This window comes from Tropicibacter naphthalenivorans (genome assembly GCF_900176475.1).
Classification (GTDB): domain Bacteria; phylum Pseudomonadota; class Alphaproteobacteria; order Rhodobacterales; family Rhodobacteraceae; genus Tropicibacter; species Tropicibacter naphthalenivorans.
Genome location: NZ_FWXX01000002.1, coordinates 646,846 through 665,506, shown reverse-complemented (window position 1 = coordinate 665,506; position 18,661 = coordinate 646,846). Strand labels below are relative to the sequence as shown.

The following is an 18,661-nucleotide window of genomic DNA, read 5'->3' as shown; positions in this document are numbered from 1 at the left end:
GGGGCCTATATTGGCGTTATGAAACGTTTTGTGCCCGTGCTAGCCCTGACCCTGATGACCACCCCCGCCATGGCGGAGGAAGAAGGCCTGTCCCTGATGGAAGAGGGCGCGCGCCTGTTCATGCGCGGCCTCATGGACGAGATGGAACCGGCGCTGAAAGACCTCGAAGGCATGGCCCGCGACATGGGGCCGATGCTGGATGATTTTATGGCCGAGATGGGCCCGGCGCTGCGCGATCTGATGGATCAGGTCGAGGATTGGTCGCTGTACCACCCGCCGGAAATCCTGCCGAACGGGGACATTATCCTGCGCCGCAAGACCCCCGAAGAGGTCGAGCAAGAGGCGATTGAGCTTTAGCCCGTCACGCTTTCGAAATTCTCGGCCCCGAGCGATTGCGCCAAGGATTTAAAGCGCGACTCGGCCACCTCGCCGAACAGCGCCTCTGTCGCCTCGGACAGGTGCAGCCGCAGCGTCGACGCCTCGCGATCCCACTCCAGACGCACCTCTGCCTCTTCGGCCTCCAACGTCCAGAGCATCGCCCCCAGACGCATGGCTTTGCCAAGGATTTCAGCCTCTTGCTGGTGGATCAGGTCGAGCAGGTCATACAGGTGCTCAAACCGCGTGCCCTCGCGTTTGTTGCGATAACGGTGCAGCAGCGCAAGGCCAAGGAACACCCGTTCCCAATGCTTGAGCCCGCCGAGGTTGGCGCGGGTGGCGTTGTCGAAACAGGTCTCGGCGCGGTAATCGGGGTGCGCGCGCCAGCTGACGTCATGCAGCAGGCAGGCGGCCTTGATCAGGCGGCGCATGGTCGGCAGCGCGTCGGGGAACAGCGGCATGACGAAGTGATACAGCGCCGAGCCAAAGCCCGGCAGGCGCGCATCCTTGGCCTCGGCAAAGCGGCAGGCCTCGATCAGGGGATCGCGGTCGCGCAGGTCTTGCGGCATCTGTTCGAACAGCAGCCCTTCGCGGATGCCATAGCTGGAAATGGCGATGTCCTTGGGCTGGAAGGTGGCGCAAAGCTCGGACAGGACCTCGGCAGCGATGGGCACCAGCGCCATCCGGGTCGAGGAAATGCCGCAGCTTTTGCGCAGCGCCTCTGGGTCTTGGTCCTTGATAAAGGCGATGGTGTCGGCGACGGATTTCGCATCCATCCGGTATTCGTGCAGCACGTGCAGCGGGTAATCGCGCCGCTCCATGTCGATCTTGGCAATGGCGCGCCACGAGCCGCCCACAAGGAACAACCGGTCGCGCTGGGTGCCCATGTGGTCCGCCAGCTTCTGCATTTCCTTGGCGATGTGTTTGGCCCGCGCCTTGGGATCGTCGCCCAGCCCTTGCAGTTTCAGCGGCCCAAGCGGAGAGGTGATGCGCCGCCCGATCTCGCCTTTCTGGATTTCGGCCAGCTCCATCGAAGAGCCGCCAATATCGCACACCAAGCCATAGGAGGCAGGCCAGCCCAGCAGCACCCCTTGGGCGGACAGGCGCGCCTCTTCGGTGCCGTCGATCACGTGCACCTTGAGGCCGGTTTCCTTTTCCAGCAGCTTGCGGAACTCTGGCCCGTCCTCGGCGTCGCGCATGGCGGCGGTGGCAACCACGGTGACAGCGGGCAGGTCCATGCCCTCGGCCAGCAGCTTGAACCGTTTCATGGCGCGCAAGGCCCGTTCACGCCCCTGCGGGTTCAGGCGGCCCGTTTCGGCCATGCCGGCGCCCAGACCGCACAGAATTTTCTCGTTAAAGAAATAGGCCGGGCTGCGGGCGGCGCCGTCAAACACCACCAGACGCACCGAGTTGGAGCCGATATCCACCACGCCGACCCGGCTTAGCGCGCGCGCCTTGGGATCGTTGAAAAGAGGATGGCCGAACGGGTCCCAGTGCCCGTGAGTGTCATCATGCGCGTGCATCGGATTCCCTGTCTTTTCAAACTTATGGCCCGTAGCGCGGGGCAGGGTCAATCACCGGACCGGCACAGCACGGCAAACTTTTGCAGGGAAAAGGGGGACATGGTGCCAGTCACGTAAGGACCGGGGCCGGCACCAATGTCATTTTAGCGCAAAGACTTAGCGGAACAGCGCCAACATGCTTTGCGGTTGCGAGTTGGCAATGGATAGCGACTGCATCGCAAGCTGCTGCTGGACTTGCAGCGCCTGAAGCTTGGCCGAGGCCTCTTCCATGTCGGTGTCGACCAGCGTGCCAATCCCCGACTTGAGAGAGTCGGACAGCCCCGAGATAAAGTCGTTCTGCGTTTGCAGGCGGCGCTCATCCGAGCCAAAGGAGGCAGCGGCGTCGACGGCAATGCCCAGCAGCGCCTCGACCTGACCCAAGGCCTTGCTGGCCCCCGCGTCAGAGGTCACATCCATAGAGGCTAGATCCGCCAGACCGCCCGCAATGGTGTTGCCCGCGTCCGCCGAAATGGTGCTGACGTTGACCGCGATGCTGTCCGTGCCATCGGTCACATTGGACGAGGCGGTGATGGTGCTGCCCTTGAAATCAAGGTCCAGAACGTCAGAGCTCAGGCCGTTGCCCTGCGCGTAGGCTTCCCACTTTTTGCCAAGCGCGTAGACCACGTCTTCCATGGTGTCGCCGTCGCGGGCCACGTAGGTCATGTCGCCTGCGGCCATCTCGGCCTGGGTCTGCGCGGCGGCGGCGGTGCTTTGGTAATCGGCGGCGGTAAAGCTGGAATTGTCGCCGTCGGTGCCAAAGATCTGAAGCGAAAACGCCGTGCCGGTTTCGACGGTCAGGCCGCTGACGTCGATGTCCACCGATTGCGTGGCGTTGACGGTGCCGGTGGCGGCCGCGGCGGCAAAGGTGCCCCCCGTGGCTGCAACGCTGCCCTCGTTGATGCCCAGATCGATCTTGTCGATGTTGATGTCAGAGGTGGTCACGCCAGTCGGGGACCGGTTGATCGACGCCAGCACGTCGATGTCGCCCGACCCGGCTTCGGTGTCGGAGTTCTTGAGCAGGTTCTGCCCATTGAACGACGCGGCATTGACGATAGAGCCGATCTGCTCGGTCAGCGCCTCGATATCGGCTTGGATCTTGTTGCGGTCGACGTTGCTTTCCTGCGCGGCGACGACCTTGCCTTTGACCTCGGTCAGCAGCTCAGAGATGGTCTCGGCGCCCTGGCGCGCAACGGACACGGTGGATTGCCCAAGGTTCAGGCTGTCGGACACGCCTTTGAACCCGCGCACGTCCGCTTCCATGGTTTTCGAGATTGCCCAAACGGCCGAGTTGTCGCCCGGTTGCGATACTTTGCGCCCGGTCGAGATTTCGGTCTGAACGGTGGACAATTGGTCGTTGATGGATCTCAGGGTTTGTAGGGCGACCGTTGCCCCACGGTTTGTTAAGATGCTCGACATTACACTCGCCTTTACGGTGTTAAGGCGTTTTTTACGCCAGAATGACCGGACTACGCCGATCGGACCAAAGTCATTCTGACATTGCGCCCCGTGTTTCAGGGCCGCGCCATCGGATTTCGATGCAGGTGTTAAATTGCCTTAATGTGCTTAACCGGCCTTTAACGAATCCCGGCAGCGCAAAGGTGATTCCAAGGCAATTGTGCGGCGAAATCGGGCAGAAATGTGTCAACGGGGGCAGAAACGCCCCCGAAGCTCTTGATTTCACTTCATTTGTGTAAGCGCAAGGTTAACGCGCTAGTCATCATGTGTCAGGTCCGGCACATCGGCCGCCCCCGCCGATCCGCGCCCCGACAAAGAGGGATTCTCCATGAAAAAGCGGTGGCAGTTGAACGGTTTGACGCCCTCCGGGACGGGATGGCGCACGAAATGCCCCGAGGGTTCCATCACCCAGCTTTGCGCGGTGTCGGCAAGGTTGGCGGCCATGATCTGGCTGACGATCTGCGCCTTGACCGTGGGGTTGAGGATCTCGACCCCGGTTTCCACGCGCCGGTTGAGGTTGCGCCCCATCCAATCCGCCGACGACATGAACACCCGCGCGCCCGCATTCGGCAGCCCGTGACCATTGCCAAAGCATATGATCCGGCTGTGTTCCAAAAAACGCCCGATGATCGACTTGACCCGGATGTTCTCGGACAGACCTTTGACGCCGGGGCGCAGCCCGCAAATGCCGCGGATCACGCACTCGATGCGCACCCCCGCCTGCGAGGCACGATACAGCGCGTCGATCATGTCCGGTTCAATCAGAGAGTTCATCTTGAGCCAGATTTCAGCGGGGCGGCCCGCCTGCGCATGGGCAATCTCGGCCTCGATCAGCTCGATCATTGACGGTTTCAGCGTATGCGGAGAGATTTTCAGGTTCTCCAGCTTGGCCGGCATGGCGTAGCCGCTGAGGTAGTTAAAGATCTTGGCCGCATCGCGCCCCAGTGCCGCATCGCAGGTAAAGAACGACAGGTCGGTGTAAATCTTGGCCGTGATCGGGTGGTAGTTGCCGGTGCCCCAGTGGGTATAGGTCACAAGGCGGTCACCCTCGCGGCGCACCACTTGGGAAATCTTGGCGTGGGTTTTCCAGTCGAGAAAGCCGTAAACCACGTGCGCGCCCGACCGCTCCAGCCGCCGCGACTGGCGGATGTTGGCGGCCTCGTCAAAGCGCGCTTTCAGCTCGACCAGCGCGGTCACCGACTTGCCATCCTCGGCAGCCTCGCACAGCGCCGAGACGATGGGCGAGCGTTTGGACGTGCGATACAGCGTCTGCTTGATCGCTACCACGTCCGGGTCCCTGGCCGCCTGATTGAGGAACCGCACCACCATATCGAAGGTCTCATAGGGGTGGTGCAGCAGCATGTCCTTTTGCTTGATCGCGTCGAACATGTCGCCGTCGTGGTCCTGCACCCGTTCCGGCACACGCGGGGTGAACACCGGCCACAGCAGGTCGGGGCGGTCGTCCAGCACCAGTTCCTTGGTGTCGGCGACGCCAATCATCCCATCCAGCTCGATCACCTCTTCGTCGCGCACATGCAGCTCTCGCATGACAATGCCGCGCAAGGCCTTTGGCGCGCCCTTGGAGACGGTCAGGCGCACAACCTCGCCCCGCCGCCGCCGTTTCAGCGCCACTTCGAATTCGCGCACGAGGTCTTCGGCCTCTTCCTCGACTTCGAGATCGCTGTCGCGCAGCACCCGAAAGCCAAAGTGATCCTTGACCCGGTAGCCGGGAAAGAGGCTGTCGACGTGCAGCAAAACCACGTCTTCGAGCAGGATAAAGCGGTGCTGACCGTCCGGCGCGGGCAGCTTCATAAAGCGGTCGATCTGCGCCGGGATCGGCAACAGCGCCTGAAGCGCGCGGCGGTCGCGCATCCGTTCCAGTTGCAGCGCAAGGCAGTAGCCCATGTTCGCGATGAACGGAAAGGGGTGCGCCGGGTCGATGGCCAGCGGCGAGAGCACAGGAAAGACATTGTCCAGAAAGGCAGTTTCCAGATAGTCGATGTCGTCCTGCGACAGACCGTCAAGGCCGACGATGCTGATGCCCTCGGCCTCCATCTGGGTGCGCAGCTCGCCAAGCGCGCGTTGCTGCGCCGCCATCAGGTTGCGCGCATCCTCGTCGATCAGCACCAGCTGCTCGGCCGGGGTCAGCCCGTCGGCGGCGGGGGTGGTGTTCCCGGCCTGCGCCAATTCGCGCAAGCCTGCCACGCGCACCGTGTAGAATTCGTCAAGGTTGGCCGCCGAAATCGACACAAAGCGCAGCCGCTCCAGCAGCGGCACCCGCGGGTTCTCGGCCTCTTCGAGCACACGCCAGTTAAAGCCCAACCACGACAGTTCACGGTTGTTGAACCGCTGCGGGCCGGTCAGGTCCAGATCGGGCAGCTCGGCGGGGGCGGGAAGCGGGGATTTGAGAAAGTCAGCTTGGGTCATGGGGGGCTTATGCCGTTCGGAATGCAACGTTTTTATGAAGCCCGAGTGTGATCCTCTTGAAGCAGCTCTGCAAGGGACTCGATGACGCTGATGGCCAGCGGGCGGCTGACGCCCTTGGGCCGGGCCAGCGCCTGCGTGTCGAGCGTGTCGACGATTTCCTGCGCGGCGCGATAGCTGCGCGGCATGTGCTTGGTCAGGTAGGGGATCACGTCATGGGCGGGCACGATCTGGCGGTCGGCAAAGAGCTTGGCCAGCAGGGCGGACAGCAGATCGTCGTCGGGTTCGGCCAGCGTGGCGGCCTGCGCGCCCATCACCCGGCTTTTCAGGTCCGGCAGGGTCAAGGCCCACTGCGCCGGGGCATTGCGCGAGGTCAGCAGCAAGGCGTGCCCCTGCGCCAGCACCAGGTTGTGCAGGTGGAACAGCGCCTCTTCGGCGGGGCGGTCGCCCGCGATCTCTTCGACATCCTCGACGCAGACCGCGCCCTGCGCAAGCGCGGGGATGTCGGCGTTTGTCAGATCACGCGCGGGCATGATCTGCGCCCCGGTCAGCTGCGCCCAGACGTGGGCGAGATGCGTCTTGCCCGCGCCCTTTGGCCCCGACAGGATGAACTTGCGGTTCGGCCAGATTTGCCAGCCTTCGATCTGCGCCACGGCCAGCGCATTGGCGGTCGTGACGTAAAAGTCCTCTCGCCCCAGTGCCGCGCGGGACGGCAGGGGTAGGGCCAACTGCTTTGGATGGGTCATTCTGTGTCCTGCTCCGACAGGCCGCGATACAGGCGGCTGTCGCGGTATTGTTGGGTGGCAAAGCGGGCAAACACGCCCAAAGCCGCCGCCAGCGGCACCGCCACCAGCATCCCCACGAACCCGAACAGCGAGCCGAACACCGACAGCGCCAGCAGCAGCCAGACCGGGTGCAGACCGACGCTTTCGCCGACCAGCTTGGGGGTGAGGAAGTTGCCTTCGATGAATTGCCCGGACTGGAAGATCGCCCAGACGATGATGATGCGGATCCAGTCGGCCTCTCCTGCCGGGGCCGCGCCCCAGTATTGGAACAGCGCAAGGCCGATGGCCAGAACGCCGCCGACGATGGCACCCACGTAGGGAATAAAGGTCAAAAGCCCCGCGATGACGCCCACGACCAGCCCGAACTGCAAGCCCACCAGCCACAGCCCAAAGGCGTAATAGACCCCAAGGATCAGGCACACGGTGCCCATCCCGCGCACGAACCCGGCCAAGACCCGGTCCACGTCAGAGGCCAGCGTGCGGATCGTCTGGCGGTGGTCCAGCGGCGTCAGCTCGTCGATGCGCGCGACCATATTGTCCCAGTCGAGCAGCATGTAGACCGCCACCACCGGCACGATCACGAACAGCAGCGCGATGTTGATCAGCGAGGCGGCAGAGGTCAGCGCGGTCTGCACCAGCTCGCCGCCCTTGTCGCGGATCGTCTGCCCGATGGAGTTCAGCGTATCGCGCACCACCCCGTCCTGGATCAGGATATCGGGCGCATGGGTGGCCACAAAGGTCTGGAGGTTCTCAAAGAGCTTTGGCGCGGTATCGAACAGCTGCACCGCCTGCTGCACCAGCGCAGGGACGACGGCAAGGGCCAGCACGATAAAGGTGACCAGCGCGACGACGGTGATGATGCCCGTCGCGGCCCCTCGGGAAAACCCAGTGTTTTCAAGCCTGTCCGCCACGGGATCCAGGAAATAGGCAATCGCCGCCCCAAGGATAAAGGGGAGCAGCACATCGCCGAGGTACCACAGCACAACCGCAAAGACCGCCGCCGCGATCCCCCAATATTTCATCTGTTGCCGAACGGGCAGAGCCATGAGCTTTCCTTGTCTTGCGCCCCTCTTAGATCAGCCGTGCAGGTGCAGAAATCAAGGGTTAATGGTGGGGCGGAGGGGGCGGCGTGTAGGCGTCAGGGTTGGCGAGCCATTTTTGGTATTGAGTGTGAAACGAGTTGTCATGAAATTCGGTTAGCTCCCAATCCGGCCAGTGCTTCGGTCGTTCCACGTCAGGAAGGAGTTTAACACTGGCGTCTGCAAATGTATTCCTCGCTGCAATCATCCAACCCAAGCCAAAATCAGGTCTGCAATTTCGGAAAGCAGCACCACCATACTCTGATGCTATCGGTGAAAAATCATCCAAGTAGGTGTTGTTGAAACTGCAAGCTTCGAAATTGGAGAGAACTGCCTGCGAAAAGTGTAACTTGGTTTGTGAAAAATCGGCACCCACAAAACTCGTTTCGATAAATAGGCATCCAATCAAGTGGCAGCGCCAAAGGTTTGCCGCATCTAGACGGCTATAATCGAACCTAGCCGCTGCAAAATCCAAATCTTTGAAATCTATCGCTTGGAGGTTTGAGTGGCGCAAGTCCAACCGGTAACCTTGGTATGTCCCGAGGTGATCTTTGGCGGCGTCCTGTTCAGCGAATCCTACTGAGAATGGCCAACGGTTTTCGTTCGATTCTCCCGCAAGCCACACCGCCTCAATTTCTTTTTGAGATGCGGACCTGCGACCGATAATAGTTATGGCTAGTTGTATATCCGAACGAGGCTTGGGTAAGCTGGTTGACCACTTTTTAACGGAAGCATAGTTTGTCTCGCGGTGAAGGGTCTCAACATCTTTGAGCGCGTGTGCTTTTACAAAGTAGTCGGTGTTTGCATTCTGGTTTTCCGGAGTAGTTGATTTATTCCACAATACCCATTTTTCGCGCAAGCTCATCTGCGCTTCACTCGCAGGCGCATTCTCGCGCACATAGGCGCAGAGGATTTCCATCACGCGGACGTGGTCTCGGCCTTTGTCGTAGCGGGTGCTGTCTTGGGCGATGCGTTCCAGCGACAGCAACGCGCCGAGGCGGACTTCGATGTTGGGGACGGTGCGCTCGACTGACGTGTCCTTGCCGTTTTCGCCGGGCACCACTTCTTTGACCGTCTTCTCCGCGCCCAGCATCTCGACCGCCTTGTTGATCCGGTCGGTGATGTGGCCTTCTTTTTGGAAATCCACGGTCTTTTGTTTCAGGATCGTGCCCCAGACCACGAAGGGCGAGCCGAGCAGAGCGGCGATTAGTGCGCCGATGCCGAGCCCTTGGGCCTCCTTCAGGACTGACCCTCCTTCGGTAAACAGAAGCCATAGGTTCCACAGCGTGCCACCCAAAACTAGGGTCCAGATCGGCGCGAAGATCAAAGCAAACGCTTGAAGAAGCGTCAGAGCATTGGAGGACGTCGGCGTCGGTCGCACTTTTTTCAGCACCCAAAAGGCGATGCCCGTCGTGAGCGCTAAAGCGATTGCAGCAAGGAGAACTTGGCCAACCAATGGCGATACTGGAAACGTAAGTGTGAAAGTCTCGGTCATGCCCGTCTCGTCTTGGTGCGGTTTGGCGACAGTTTGGACTTTGCACACGTATAAGGAAAGCGGATTTGCCCGGCATCGCCGGGCTGCGCCTGCCTGCCCCGTCAGACCAGAGGTCTGCATTCAACAAAGTCGGACGCATTCGCGCCCGCCCAGGCAGGCGCAGCCCTTGGACTTGAGGCCAAGGCCCACCCACCGGGGGATTGCCTGACCCGAGACAGCAGGCTAGGACAAGGCAACCACCTCTTATGGAGCCGCCATGCGTCTGTCCCGTTACTTCCTGCCCGTCCTCAAGGAAACGCCCGCCGAAGCGCAGATCGTCAGCCACCGCTACATGCTGCGCGCCGGGATGATCAAACAAGCCTCCGCCGGGATCTACACCTGGCTGCCGCTGGGCTTTAAGGTTCTCAAGAACATCGAGAATATCGTCCACGAGGAACAGGCCCGCGCAGGTCACATCCCCATGCTGATGCCGACCATCCAGTCCGCCGAGCTGTGGAAAGAGTCCGGCCGCTACGACGACTACGGTCAGGAAATGCTGCGCATCACCGACCGCCACGACCGCGACATGCTGTACGGTCCCACCAACGAAGAGCAGATCACCGATGTCTTCCGCTCGAACGTGTCCTCTTACAAGGACCTGCCGCTGACCCTGTACCAGGTGCAGTGGAAGTTCCGCGACGAGATCCGTCCGCGCTTTGGCGTGATGCGCGGGCGCGAGTTCTTTATGAAGGATGGGTACAACTTTGACCTGACCAAAGAGGACGCGCTGCACGCCTACAACCGCCACCTCGTGAGCTACCTGCGCACCTACGAACGCATGGGCCTGCAAGCGATCCCCATGCGCGCCGACGGTGGCCCGATTGGCGGCGACTACACCCACGAATTCCTCGTGCTGGCGGAAACCGGCGAATCCGAAGTGTTCTATGACAGCCAGATCACCGATCTGAAGTTCGGCGACCGCGAGATCGACTACGACAACGTTGAACAGTGTCAGGCGGTTCTCGAAGAGTTCACCTCGCGCTATGCCCGCACGGATGAGACCCACGACGAGGCGATCTTTAACGAGGTGCCTGAGGAACGCCGCCGCAGCGCGCGCGGCATCGAAGTTGGCCAGATCTTCTATTTCGGCACCAAATACTCCGAAGCCATGGGCGCCACGGTCCAAGGCCCGGATGGCGCCAAGGTGCCGGTGCACATGGGCAGCCACGGGATCGGCGTGTCGCGTCTGCTGGGCGCGATCATCGAAGCAAGCCACGACGACAAGGGCATCATCTGGCCCGAGGGCGTGACGCCTTTCCATTGCGGGATCGTCAACCTCAAGCAGGGCGACGCCGAGGCCGATGAGGCCTGCGAGGCGATCTACAAGTCGCTCACCGCGCTGGGCCTTGAGCCGCTGTATGACGACCGCAACGAACGCGCCGGTGGCAAGTTCGCGACCATGGACCTGATCGGCCTGCCGTGGCGGATCACCGTGGGGCCGCGCGGCCTGAAAAACGGCGTGGTCGAGCTGACCTCGCGCCGCACCGGCGAGAGCGAAGAGCTGCCCCCCGAACAGGCCATCGCGCGGATCGCACAGATTTACGGCAAAGCCTCGGCCTGATTTGGTCTTGGAAGACATGGAAACGCGCGCCCCTCGCTGGCGCGCGTTTTTGTTTGTGCACGGGCGCTTGGCTGGGCAAATTGGGCGCAACAGGAGAGTGGCGATGAAGAAACTTGTGCTGGCGTTGGTGATGCTGGGGGACGCGGCCTTGGCCGGGGTCTATGGGCGCTATGGCGTAACCTTGGACGTGCCGGGTGGGTTCGAAATGCTGCCCCCGCCGGGCAATGACGACGGGCGCGGCTTTACCGACCGCGCGGGCGGGCGGCTGAGCGTTTGGGGCAGCTGGCAGATCGAGCCCCTGGCGGACGAGCGCGCCTTTCGCAAGTCCAGCTACCTCGAACAAGGGGCCGAGATCACCTACGAGGCGGGCGGCAAGACGTGGTTCGTGCTGTCCGGCTACCTCGGGCGCGAGGTGTTCTACCTGCGCGTCGAGGATGGCCAGACCTGCGGCGGCGAGGACGCACGGGCGTTCTTCGAAGTGACCTACCCGGTGGAGTTCCGGTCGCGCTATGACGATTTGCCGGGGCGGTTCGGCAAGTCGCTGGGCTTTGGGCCGTGCTAGGGTCGGGGCGATGATCCTACGCGCGCTGACATTGGTGGCGGGGCTGGCCGGGGCGGGGGTCTCGTCGCAATTTCCCGAGTATTCTCAGCAGTATAAGCAGCGCCTCGGCGGCGCGGTGGACGAGCTGGCGCGGCAGGTGACGCGCTATCAAGGCGACGCCGAGGCGGCTGGCATGGGGTTGCCCGCGTATCTAGAGACCTTGGCCGCCGAAGGTCCGCTGGCCCAAACCCAAGCGCAGAACATGGCGGCGGATATTGCGCGGTATGAGCGCCTCTCAGCGGCTTTGACGCGGTTGCAAGATGCGGGCCCGTTCATGCGCGCCAAACAGGCGGCGTGGATGGAAGACCCAGAGATCGCCGCCCGCGCGTGGGAGGCGTTTGAGCCCGCCGTGCCGGTGACCTTTGAAGGCGCGGTTTTTGCCGGGACGGGGTTCGCCGGGGGCTGGTTGACGGTCTCGGCGGTTTGGGCGTTTCTTTCGGGTGGCTGGTCGCTGCTGTTTCGCCGCCGGGCGGCGTGAAATAGCCCGCGCTGTCGTCTCGCGCGGGCCAAATCTTTTCCAAAAGATTTGCAAATTCCTTGAAAGGAATTTGTCTCCTCAGGCCGGAACCGTCGCCGCCTGAATTTCCGCGACGATGCCGTCGACAACCTGCGTGAGCAATCCGTCGTCCTCGCATTCCGCCATCACGCGGATCAGCGGTTCGGTCCCCGATTTTCGGATCAACAGGCGGCCCTTGCCTTGCAGCTGCCCTTCGGCCTGTTCAATCGCCGCCTTGACGCCCGCCGCCTCCAGCGGGGTTTGTCCGGCCTCGAAGCGCACGTTTTTCAGCAGCTGCGGCACCGGGGTAAAGCAGTCGGTCAGCTCGGACGCCGTGCGGTTGCTGCGCACCATTTCCGCAAGGAACTGCAAGCCCGCCATCAACCCGTCGCCCGTCGTGGCATAATCCGTCATCACGATATGGCCCGACTGTTCGCCGCCGAGGTTAAAGCCGCCCTGACGCATCCGTTCCACCACGTAGCGGTCGCCCACCTTGGTGCGTTCCAGCCGCAGGCCCTGCGACTCCATGTGCCGCTCCAGCCCGAGGTTCGACATCACCGTCGCCACAAGCGCGCCCCCGGCCAGACGCCCTTCGGCCCCCCAGCGCGAGGCCATCAGCCCCATCAGCTGGTCGCCATCGGCCACCTGACCCTTTTCGTCGATAAGGATGATGCGGTCGGCGTCGCCATCCAGACAGATGCCCACATCCGCGCTGTGGCGCAGCACCGCGTCGGCGGCGCGCTGCGGCTTGGTCGAGCCGCATTCCTGGTTGATGTTCAGCCCGTTCGGCTCTGTGCCGATGGCGACCACGTCAGCGCCCAGCTCCCACAGGACTTCGGGGGCTGCGCGATAGGCCGCCCCGTTGGCGCAGTCGATCACCACCTTGATGCCATCCAGACGCAGGCCGCTCGGCAGGGTCGATTTCACCCGCTCCTGATAGCGCGAGCGGCCATCGTCGATGCGCTTGGCGCGGCCGATGTTCTGCGGCTGGGCGGGATGGACCCCGGCGGCGACCATCGCCTCGATTTCCGCCTCGACCTCGTCGGACAGCTTAAAGCCGTCGGGGCCAAAGAACTTGATCCCGTTGTCCGCCGCCGGGTTGTGGCTGGCCGAAATCATGATGCCCAGATCGGCCCGCATGGACGGCGTCAACAGCCCCACCGCAGGCGTCGGCACCGGCCCCAGCAGCAGCACGTTCATGCCGGTGCTGGTCAGGCCCGCGGTCAGCGCGTTTTCGAACATGTATCCGGACAGGCGCGTGTCCTTGCCGATCACCACACGGTGCACACCATTGTGCTCATTGCGAAAATAGCGGCCAACGGCCGCCCCCAGACCCAGCGCCATCTCGGCGGTCATCGGGTAGGTGTTCGCTGTCCCGCGCACCCCGTCGGTGCCAAAAAGCTTACGCGTCATAATACGCTCCTTGAGAAATTGCTTGCCAAATGGAAATTGCCTGGGCCGTTTCGGCCACGTCATGCACCCGCACGATCTGCATGCCCTGCGCCACCGCCGCAAGGGCCACAGAGACCGATCCGGGCATCCGCGCCGAGGCGGGGTTGGCGCCGGAAATCTTGCCGATGAACCCCTTGCGCGAGGCACCGATCAGCACCGGGCAGCCCAGCCCGTGAAACAGCGCCATGCCATGCAGAACCGTCAGGTTATGGTCAATCGTCTTGCCAAAGCCGATGCCCGGATCAACGATGATCTTGGACCGCATGATCCCCATGGCCTCGAGGCTCTGGACCTGCGTTTCGAGGAAATCATACACGTCCAGCAGCACGTCGTCGTAGTGCGGGTCAAGGTGCATGGTCTCTGGCTCGCCTTGCGTGTGCATCACGCAGACGGGCAGGTTCTGATCGGCGCAATACTGGCCCAGCATCGGATCATAGGTAAAGCCCGACACGTCGTTCACGATCTTCGCCCCCACGGCAAAGGCCGCCTCGGCCACCGAGGATTTGCGCGTGTCGATGGAAATCGGCAGCGTCACCTCGTGGGCAATGGCGCGGATCACAGGCTCAATCCGGGCGATCTCGGCCTCGGGGGGGACGGTGATCGCGCCGGGGCGGGTGCTTTCGCCGCCCACGTCGATAATCGTTGCGCCATCGCTGGCCATCTGGCGCGCATGGGTCAAGGCCTGCGCCGCGCCATTGTGCGAGCCGCCGTCGGAAAAGCTGTCGGGGGTGACGTTGAGGATGCCCATGATATGCGGGCGGTCAAAGGTCAGCCCGGCCATCGCGGCCCGCGGCGCGCTGAGGCGATCCTGCCAGTCTTGCGGGATCTCTTGCACGGCGACGTGCACCGGCTCCGCACCGCGCACATGGCGCATGGCATGGGTGAACCACAACGGCCCGCCCGCAAGGGGCAAAGCCCCATCCGGCATGGGCAGGGCATTGCAAACAATCGGGCGGTAGTAATCAGTCATGCTTTCGTCACTGAACGATCCGCGCGCGCTTGGCAAGACGTTCAGAACAGCGCGTCATCGGGTGTGACGGCGCGCGCCGGGGTTGCGGCGCCTTCCGGCAAATCTTCGCCGATGACGACCAGCTCGCAGGCCTCCATTTCGCCAGCGAACCATGCCGCCAAAGCGACAGAGTCGCGCGGCTGCGCCTGCGGGCCTTGGGTGGCATCGAGCACGATCTTGGACGGGGCCCAGACGCAGATCTGGCCGTTCTTCATCGCCCAGTCCAGCTCGGTCCGGGTGGCGACAACCTTGCAGCGGTGGTCGCGCGCGGCCAGCACCCAGCCGTTTTGTTCCAGAGACAGCAGATCGACGCGGCGCTGGGTCATGGCATGGCCGGTCTGCGGCGCGGGCAGGTCGGGGCGACCCACGCAAAGGATCACCGGCGCGCGGCGGCTGGCCAGCTCATCGACCCAAGCGGTCAGCCGCGGGTCTTCGATGGCGGCATTCGAGAGGTAAACCACACGCGGGTGCGGCTGCTCCTGCGCGACCTCTTCGGCGAGTGTCTCAAGGTGGCCGCCATAGTCGCGTTTCGTGCGGACAATTTCCACGCCCAAGGCACCGGGGCCGCGATCAAGCTTTTCGATGCGCACAAAGGCGCGCAGGGCCTGCGGCTCCAAAAGGATGCGCTCGGCGATCCGTTCGGCCAGGGTTTCCAGCAGGTTGAGCCGCTCGGCGGCCAGCTCATGCGCGATGGCCTCGGTGACGCGGTCGTAGGACAGGATCAGATCGACATCGTCGTCCAAGACGCCAGTGACCGGGATGACCTCGACCACCACGTTGAACTGCACGCGCTGCTTGGTGCCGCGCTCGGCCTGAAAGGCGCCGATCTCGACCTCGACCACGTGGTCGCGCACGCTGATGCGGTCGCGCGGGGCGTCGCCTGCGGTGGCAATGGCGCGCTCGGACGGATGGGCAAAGGCTAGACGGATTTCGCTGGCCATGGGCGGCCTCCATTGGATCGTTTGCGCGCGTCATAGCGGCAAACGCCGGGCAATCCCAGACCGGGGGCGGCATTCAGGCCCACAAAGGCGACCTTAAAGGCTTCCCGTTAACCTTTGGCCGACTTCCAGGTGTGCCGATAAAAGACGTGCACGCCGATCTTGGTGGTTTTGGTGTATTTCTTGGACCACTTGGGGCGCACGGCGGTGGTGTGGTAATGGGTCGCGCCTTGGGTCAGGACACGCGGCGCGCGCCCGTTCAGCACCGCGCGGGCGACCTTGCCCACACGTTCCCAGCTGGCGGTTTCGGTGATGTGCTCGGGGCGGCCATCGCAGGTGTAGGTGAACTGGCAGGCGAACTTGCGGCCCGTGCCCTGGTTGATCACACCGCAGACGCTGTCGGGGAACCGGCCCGAGTCGACGCGGTTCAGGATCACTTCGGCCACGGCAAACTGGCCTTTGACGGTCTCGCCGCGCGCCTCAAAGTACAGCGCCTCGGCCAGACAGCGCCATTCCGCGCCCCCCTTGGCGCTGGGCTGCGCGTTGAGCCAATCCTTGGTGTAGATCACCCCGCCGGCCCCTTGGATCGCGCCTGCGGCCACCGGCGTCAGCAAGGATTTGAGATAGCCACTACTGGCCCGTGCGAGCGCGTTTTGCTCCAGTTCGAGCAGCCGTTTGGCGTTTGTCATCGAATCGGCCTGCGCGGGCAGGGCGGTCAACAGCGCAAGCGCCAAGCATAGCAGTCGAAACATGGGTTTTCTCATCAGCCGTTACACGCCGCGCACAGCCCTGTGGCCCGCGCGACGGAAGGCGGTTTATAGAAAATTTTATATTTCGTCCAGCCGCCGAGTCTTGCGGCCTTGGTCGCGGAGTCCTACAAGGTTTGGTTGCGTATCGCCAAATGTGCTGCCGCAAGGCGGGCGACGGGCACCCGAAAAGGCGAACAACTGACGTAATCCATGCCCACGGCGCGACAAAAAGCGATGGATTCGGGGTTGCCGCCGTGCTCGCCGCAGATCGACAGGGTGACCTGGTTGTTGGTGCTACGGCCGCGTTCCACCCCGGTGGCGACCAGCTCGCCCACGCCTTCGACATCCAGAACGTGAAAAGGGTCTTCGCCGAACAGCCCCTGCTGGACGTATTCCGACATAAAGCGCCCGGCGTCGTCGCGCGACAGCCCGTAGGTCATCTGCGTCAGGTCGTTGGTGCCAAAGGACAGGAAATGCGCGTGCGGCGCGATTTCATCGGCGCGCAAGCAGGCGCGCGGCGTTTCCACCATCACCCCCAGACGATAGGTAAAGTCCTGGCCGCGCCGGGTGCGCACCTCGGCGGCGACGGCTTCGATCCGCGTGCGGATCAGCTCGACCTCGCGCTTGGCGCTGACGAGGGGCAGCATGATCTCTGGGACCACCGGGTCGCCATCATGGCTGGCGTCCAGCGTCGCCTCAAAGATCGCGCGCGCCTGCATGTCGTAGATTTCCGGCACCGTGATGCCCAGACGCACACCGCGCATCCCCAACATGGGGTTGTATTCCTGCAAGGCTTCGACCCGGCGCGTTACGTCCGACACCGGCAAGTCCAGCGCCTCGGCCAGATCGCGCAGGCCCGCGCGGTCGGTGGGCAGGAATTCGTGCAAAGGCGGGTCAAACAGACGAATGCAGACCGGCAGCCCCTCCATGATGCGGAACAGCTCGGTAAAGTCCTTGCGCTGCATGGGTAGCAACATCGCCAGCGCCGCCTGACGATCCTCTGGCGCGTCGGCAAAGATCATCTCGCGCATGGGGGTGATGCGGTCGGCGTCAAAGAACATGTGTTCGGTGCGGCACAGCCCGATCCCATCGGCGGCAAAGTTGCGCGCGGTGGCCGCATCGGCGGGAGTGTCGGCGTTGGCGCGGATGCCGATGTCGCGGAACTCATCGGCCCAGGCCATCAGCGTCTGAAAGCTGTCGTCCAGCACCGCTTCGATCATCTCGGGCGCGCCGGCCAGAACCTGACCGTTGGTGCCGTCGATGGTGATGATGTCGCCCTCTTTGAGTGTGCGGCGATCTTCGGTGGTGATGCGGCGGCGCTTGAGGTCGAACTTCATCCGCGCCGCGCCCACCACGCACGGCAGACCAAGCCCCCGGCCAATCACCGCCGCGTGGCTGGTCATCCCGCCGCGTTCGGTCAAGACCCCAACGGCGGCGTGCATCCCGCGAATATCCTCGGGCGAGGTTTCGCGGCGCACGAGGATACACGGCTCGTTGCGCGCGGCGGAGGCCTGCGCCTCGGCGGCGGAAAACACGATCCGCCCCGTGGCCGCACCGGGAGAGGCGGCAACGCCATAGCCCACCACGTCGCGCACCGCCTCTGGGGCAATCTGCCGGTGGAGCAGTTCCGACAGCCCGCGCGGCTCGACCCGCAGCACGGCCTCTTGGCGGGGGATGATGCCATCGTCGGCCAAGCGCACGGCGATCCGCACGGCGGCGCGGGACGACCGCTGCACCCGCACACCGTCAAGGATATGCACCTGACCGTTCTCAATGGTGAACTCGATCTGCATCTCGGCGCGCAGCCGCACGCGCATCAGCTCGGCATGGGCGACCAGCTGGGCAAAGGCTTCGGGGGCGATTTCCTCCAAAGACGGGCCACGCGGATCGCGCGTCAGGTACAGGCTCGCGGTGCCCTGTTCCAGCGCCTCGCGCCCTTGGCTTTGCGACAGGTAGCGCCCGGTGATTTGCTGCAAACCTGTTTCAGAATCAACCAGTTGCAAGACGCCAGAGCCGTTTTCGCCCGTGCCTTGCCCCAGCCCCAGCGCCATTTCCTGCACCACAAGGCCAAGACCCGCATCGGCGGGCGCCCCGCGGGCCTGACGCAGCAGCCGCGCCGTGGTGCCTTCCCACGCGCGGGCCATGGACCGCAAGACTTCGGTCAGTTGGACAACGGGATCCTGGGGGAAAGGCTCTTCGGCCTCTTCTTCATAGGCTTGCAGCGCGGCGGACAGCCCGTCGCGGCCAGTATCTTCGATCTCGTCGAAGGTATCCGGGTCCAGCCGGGCCACGTGGATCGCGTAGGACTGCACAAACCGCATATACAGGGACGCCGCGCTATCGGCGCCCATCTCGTCGGACAGCTCCACATAGCGCGCGTCATTCATGCCGATGTTCAAAATCGCACCGGGGCCGCCCCAGTCGGGATCCTGCGAGGAGGGGCGCACACACAGCAGTGCGCCCTCATCAAAGCTGGCCAGCAGGGCAGGCACATCCGGCATGATCCCGGCGGCAATGTCATGTACGGCGGCAAAGGACAAAGCCACCGTGCGCGGCACCGGCAAATCCAGACGCACCAAGCGTTGCAAACACTTGGCCCGCCCGCCGTGGGTGCTGGGCGTCATCGGAGAGGTCGGCGTGA

15 protein-coding genes are annotated in these 18,661 nt (G+C 63.4%); 4 read left to right on the top strand and 11 right to left on the bottom strand.

Annotated elements, in window-relative coordinates:
* The first annotated feature begins 18 nt into the window (after positions 1 to 18).
* Positions 19 to 357: a hypothetical protein gene (locus tag B9A11_RS07425; RefSeq protein ID WP_058246537.1), complete on the top strand. Its 339-nt coding sequence runs from the start codon at positions 19 to 21 to the stop codon at positions 355 to 357.
* Here B9A11_RS07425 and B9A11_RS07420 read toward each other — a convergent pair.
* The 6 genes from B9A11_RS07420 to B9A11_RS07395 form a co-directional block, all read right to left on the bottom strand.
* A complete protein-coding gene (locus B9A11_RS07420; RefSeq protein WP_058246538.1) occupies positions 354 to 1,898 on the bottom strand; it encodes a Ppx/GppA family phosphatase in 1,545 nt (514 codons plus the stop codon). The two genes, B9A11_RS07425 and B9A11_RS07420, sit on opposite strands and share 4 nt — an antisense overlap.
* Before the next feature lie 156 nt (positions 1,899 to 2,054).
* Entirely contained in the window at positions 2,055 to 3,353 is a 1,299-nt protein-coding gene (locus B9A11_RS07415; RefSeq protein ID WP_058246539.1) for a flagellin, read from the bottom strand.
* A 294-nt stretch (positions 3,354 to 3,647) separates the two neighbouring features.
* Positions 3,648 to 5,819 carry an RNA degradosome polyphosphate kinase gene (locus B9A11_RS07410; RefSeq protein WP_058246540.1) on the bottom strand — a complete coding sequence of 724 codons (2,172 nt, stop codon included), beginning with the start codon at positions 5,817 to 5,819 and terminating at the stop codon, positions 3,648 to 3,650.
* Positions 5,820 to 5,851: 32 nt separating this feature from the next.
* The gene (locus B9A11_RS07405; protein WP_058246541.1) at positions 5,852 to 6,562 is read right to left on the bottom strand and encodes a P-loop NTPase family protein; all 711 of its coding nucleotides are present in this window, start codon (positions 6,560 to 6,562) and stop codon (positions 5,852 to 5,854) included.
* The gene (locus B9A11_RS07400) at positions 6,559 to 7,647 is read right to left on the bottom strand and encodes an AI-2E family transporter (protein ID WP_058246542.1); all 1,089 of its coding nucleotides are present in this window, start codon (positions 7,645 to 7,647) and stop codon (positions 6,559 to 6,561) included. The genes B9A11_RS07405 and B9A11_RS07400 overlap by 4 nt, the downstream gene beginning before the upstream one ends.
* Positions 7,648 to 7,705: 58 nt before the next feature.
* Positions 7,706 to 9,175: a pentapeptide repeat-containing protein gene (locus B9A11_RS07395; RefSeq protein ID WP_058246543.1), complete on the bottom strand. Its 1,470-nt coding sequence runs from the start codon at positions 9,173 to 9,175 to the stop codon at positions 7,706 to 7,708.
* 256 nt (positions 9,176 to 9,431) lie between these two features.
* Here B9A11_RS07395 and proS point away from each other — a divergent pair, with 256 nt between their 5' ends.
* From proS to B9A11_RS07380, 3 genes are all read left to right on the top strand, one after another.
* On the top strand, positions 9,432 to 10,775 hold the full coding sequence (gene proS, locus B9A11_RS07390; protein ID WP_058246544.1) for a proline--tRNA ligase: 1,344 nt from the start codon (positions 9,432 to 9,434) through the stop codon (positions 10,773 to 10,775).
* 103 nt (positions 10,776 to 10,878) lie between these two features.
* On the top strand, positions 10,879 to 11,337 hold the full coding sequence (locus B9A11_RS07385; RefSeq protein ID WP_058246545.1) for a hypothetical protein: 459 nt from the start codon (positions 10,879 to 10,881) through the stop codon (positions 11,335 to 11,337).
* Between the two features lie 10 nt (positions 11,338 to 11,347).
* A complete protein-coding gene (locus tag B9A11_RS07380; RefSeq protein WP_058246546.1) occupies positions 11,348 to 11,854 on the top strand; it encodes a DUF2937 family protein in 507 nt (168 codons plus the stop codon).
* Positions 11,855 to 11,932: 78 nt separating this feature from the next.
* Here the strand turns inward: B9A11_RS07380 and glmM are convergent, their stop codons facing one another.
* From glmM to B9A11_RS07355, 5 genes are all read right to left on the bottom strand, one after another.
* The gene (glmM, locus tag B9A11_RS07375; protein ID WP_058246547.1) at positions 11,933 to 13,285 is read right to left on the bottom strand and encodes a phosphoglucosamine mutase; all 1,353 of its coding nucleotides are present in this window, start codon (positions 13,283 to 13,285) and stop codon (positions 11,933 to 11,935) included.
* The gene (gene folP, locus B9A11_RS07370) at positions 13,275 to 14,294 is read right to left on the bottom strand and encodes a dihydropteroate synthase (RefSeq protein ID WP_058246548.1); all 1,020 of its coding nucleotides are present in this window, start codon (positions 14,292 to 14,294) and stop codon (positions 13,275 to 13,277) included. Before folP ends, glmM begins: the two co-directional genes overlap by 11 nt.
* Before the next feature lie 41 nt (positions 14,295 to 14,335).
* Positions 14,336 to 15,274, bottom strand: coding sequence for a dihydroneopterin aldolase (locus tag B9A11_RS07365; protein ID WP_058246549.1), 939 nt, complete (start codon positions 15,272 to 15,274; stop codon positions 14,336 to 14,338).
* A gap of 107 nt (positions 15,275 to 15,381) precedes the next feature.
* Positions 15,382 to 16,023: a cell wall hydrolase gene (locus B9A11_RS07360; protein ID WP_083499769.1), complete on the bottom strand. Its 642-nt coding sequence runs from the start codon at positions 16,021 to 16,023 to the stop codon at positions 15,382 to 15,384.
* A gap of 122 nt (positions 16,024 to 16,145) precedes the next feature.
* A complete protein-coding gene (locus B9A11_RS07355) occupies positions 16,146 to 18,644 on the bottom strand; it encodes a putative PEP-binding protein (RefSeq protein WP_083499803.1) in 2,499 nt (832 codons plus the stop codon).
* Positions 18,645 to 18,661 lie beyond the last annotated feature (17 nt).

What these genes read in the sequence shown, in the direction of transcription:
- folP (WP_058246548.1), bottom strand. Translation starts at nt 14,294, where the DNA reads ATGACTGATTACTACCGCCCGATTGTTTGCAATGCCCTGCCCATGCCG.
- B9A11_RS07385 (WP_058246545.1), top strand. Translation starts at nt 10,879, where the DNA reads ATGAAGAAACTTGTGCTGGCGTTGGTGATGCTGGGGGACGCGGCCTTG.
- B9A11_RS07425 (WP_058246537.1), top strand. Translation starts at nt 19, where the DNA reads ATGAAACGTTTTGTGCCCGTGCTAGCCCTGACCCTGATGACCACCCCC.
- B9A11_RS07405 (WP_058246541.1), bottom strand. Translation starts at nt 6,562, where the DNA reads ATGACCCATCCAAAGCAGTTGGCCCTACCCCTGCCGTCCCGCGCGGCA.
- B9A11_RS07400 (WP_058246542.1), bottom strand. Translation starts at nt 7,647, where the DNA reads ATGGCTCTGCCCGTTCGGCAACAGATGAAATATTGGGGGATCGCGGCG.
- B9A11_RS07420 (WP_058246538.1), bottom strand. Translation starts at nt 1,898, where the DNA reads ATGCACGCGCATGATGACACTCACGGGCACTGGGACCCGTTCGGCCAT.
- B9A11_RS07395 (WP_058246543.1), bottom strand. Translation starts at nt 9,175, where the DNA reads ATGACCGAGACTTTCACACTTACGTTTCCAGTATCGCCATTGGTTGGC.
- B9A11_RS07355 (WP_083499803.1), bottom strand. Translation starts at nt 18,644, where the DNA reads ATGACGCCCAGCACCCACGGCGGGCGGGCCAAGTGTTTGCAACGCTTG.
- B9A11_RS07365 (WP_058246549.1), bottom strand. Translation starts at nt 15,274, where the DNA reads ATGGCCAGCGAAATCCGTCTAGCCTTTGCCCATCCGTCCGAGCGCGCC.
- B9A11_RS07415 (WP_058246539.1), bottom strand. Translation starts at nt 3,353, where the DNA reads ATGTCGAGCATCTTAACAAACCGTGGGGCAACGGTCGCCCTACAAACC.
- proS (WP_058246544.1), top strand. Translation starts at nt 9,432, where the DNA reads ATGCGTCTGTCCCGTTACTTCCTGCCCGTCCTCAAGGAAACGCCCGCC.
- B9A11_RS07380 (WP_058246546.1), top strand. Translation starts at nt 11,348, where the DNA reads ATGATCCTACGCGCGCTGACATTGGTGGCGGGGCTGGCCGGGGCGGGG.
- glmM (WP_058246547.1), bottom strand. Translation starts at nt 13,285, where the DNA reads ATGACGCGTAAGCTTTTTGGCACCGACGGGGTGCGCGGGACAGCGAAC.
- B9A11_RS07410 (WP_058246540.1), bottom strand. Translation starts at nt 5,819, where the DNA reads ATGACCCAAGCTGACTTTCTCAAATCCCCGCTTCCCGCCCCCGCCGAG.
- B9A11_RS07360 (WP_083499769.1), bottom strand. Translation starts at nt 16,023, where the DNA reads ATGTTTCGACTGCTATGCTTGGCGCTTGCGCTGTTGACCGCCCTGCCC.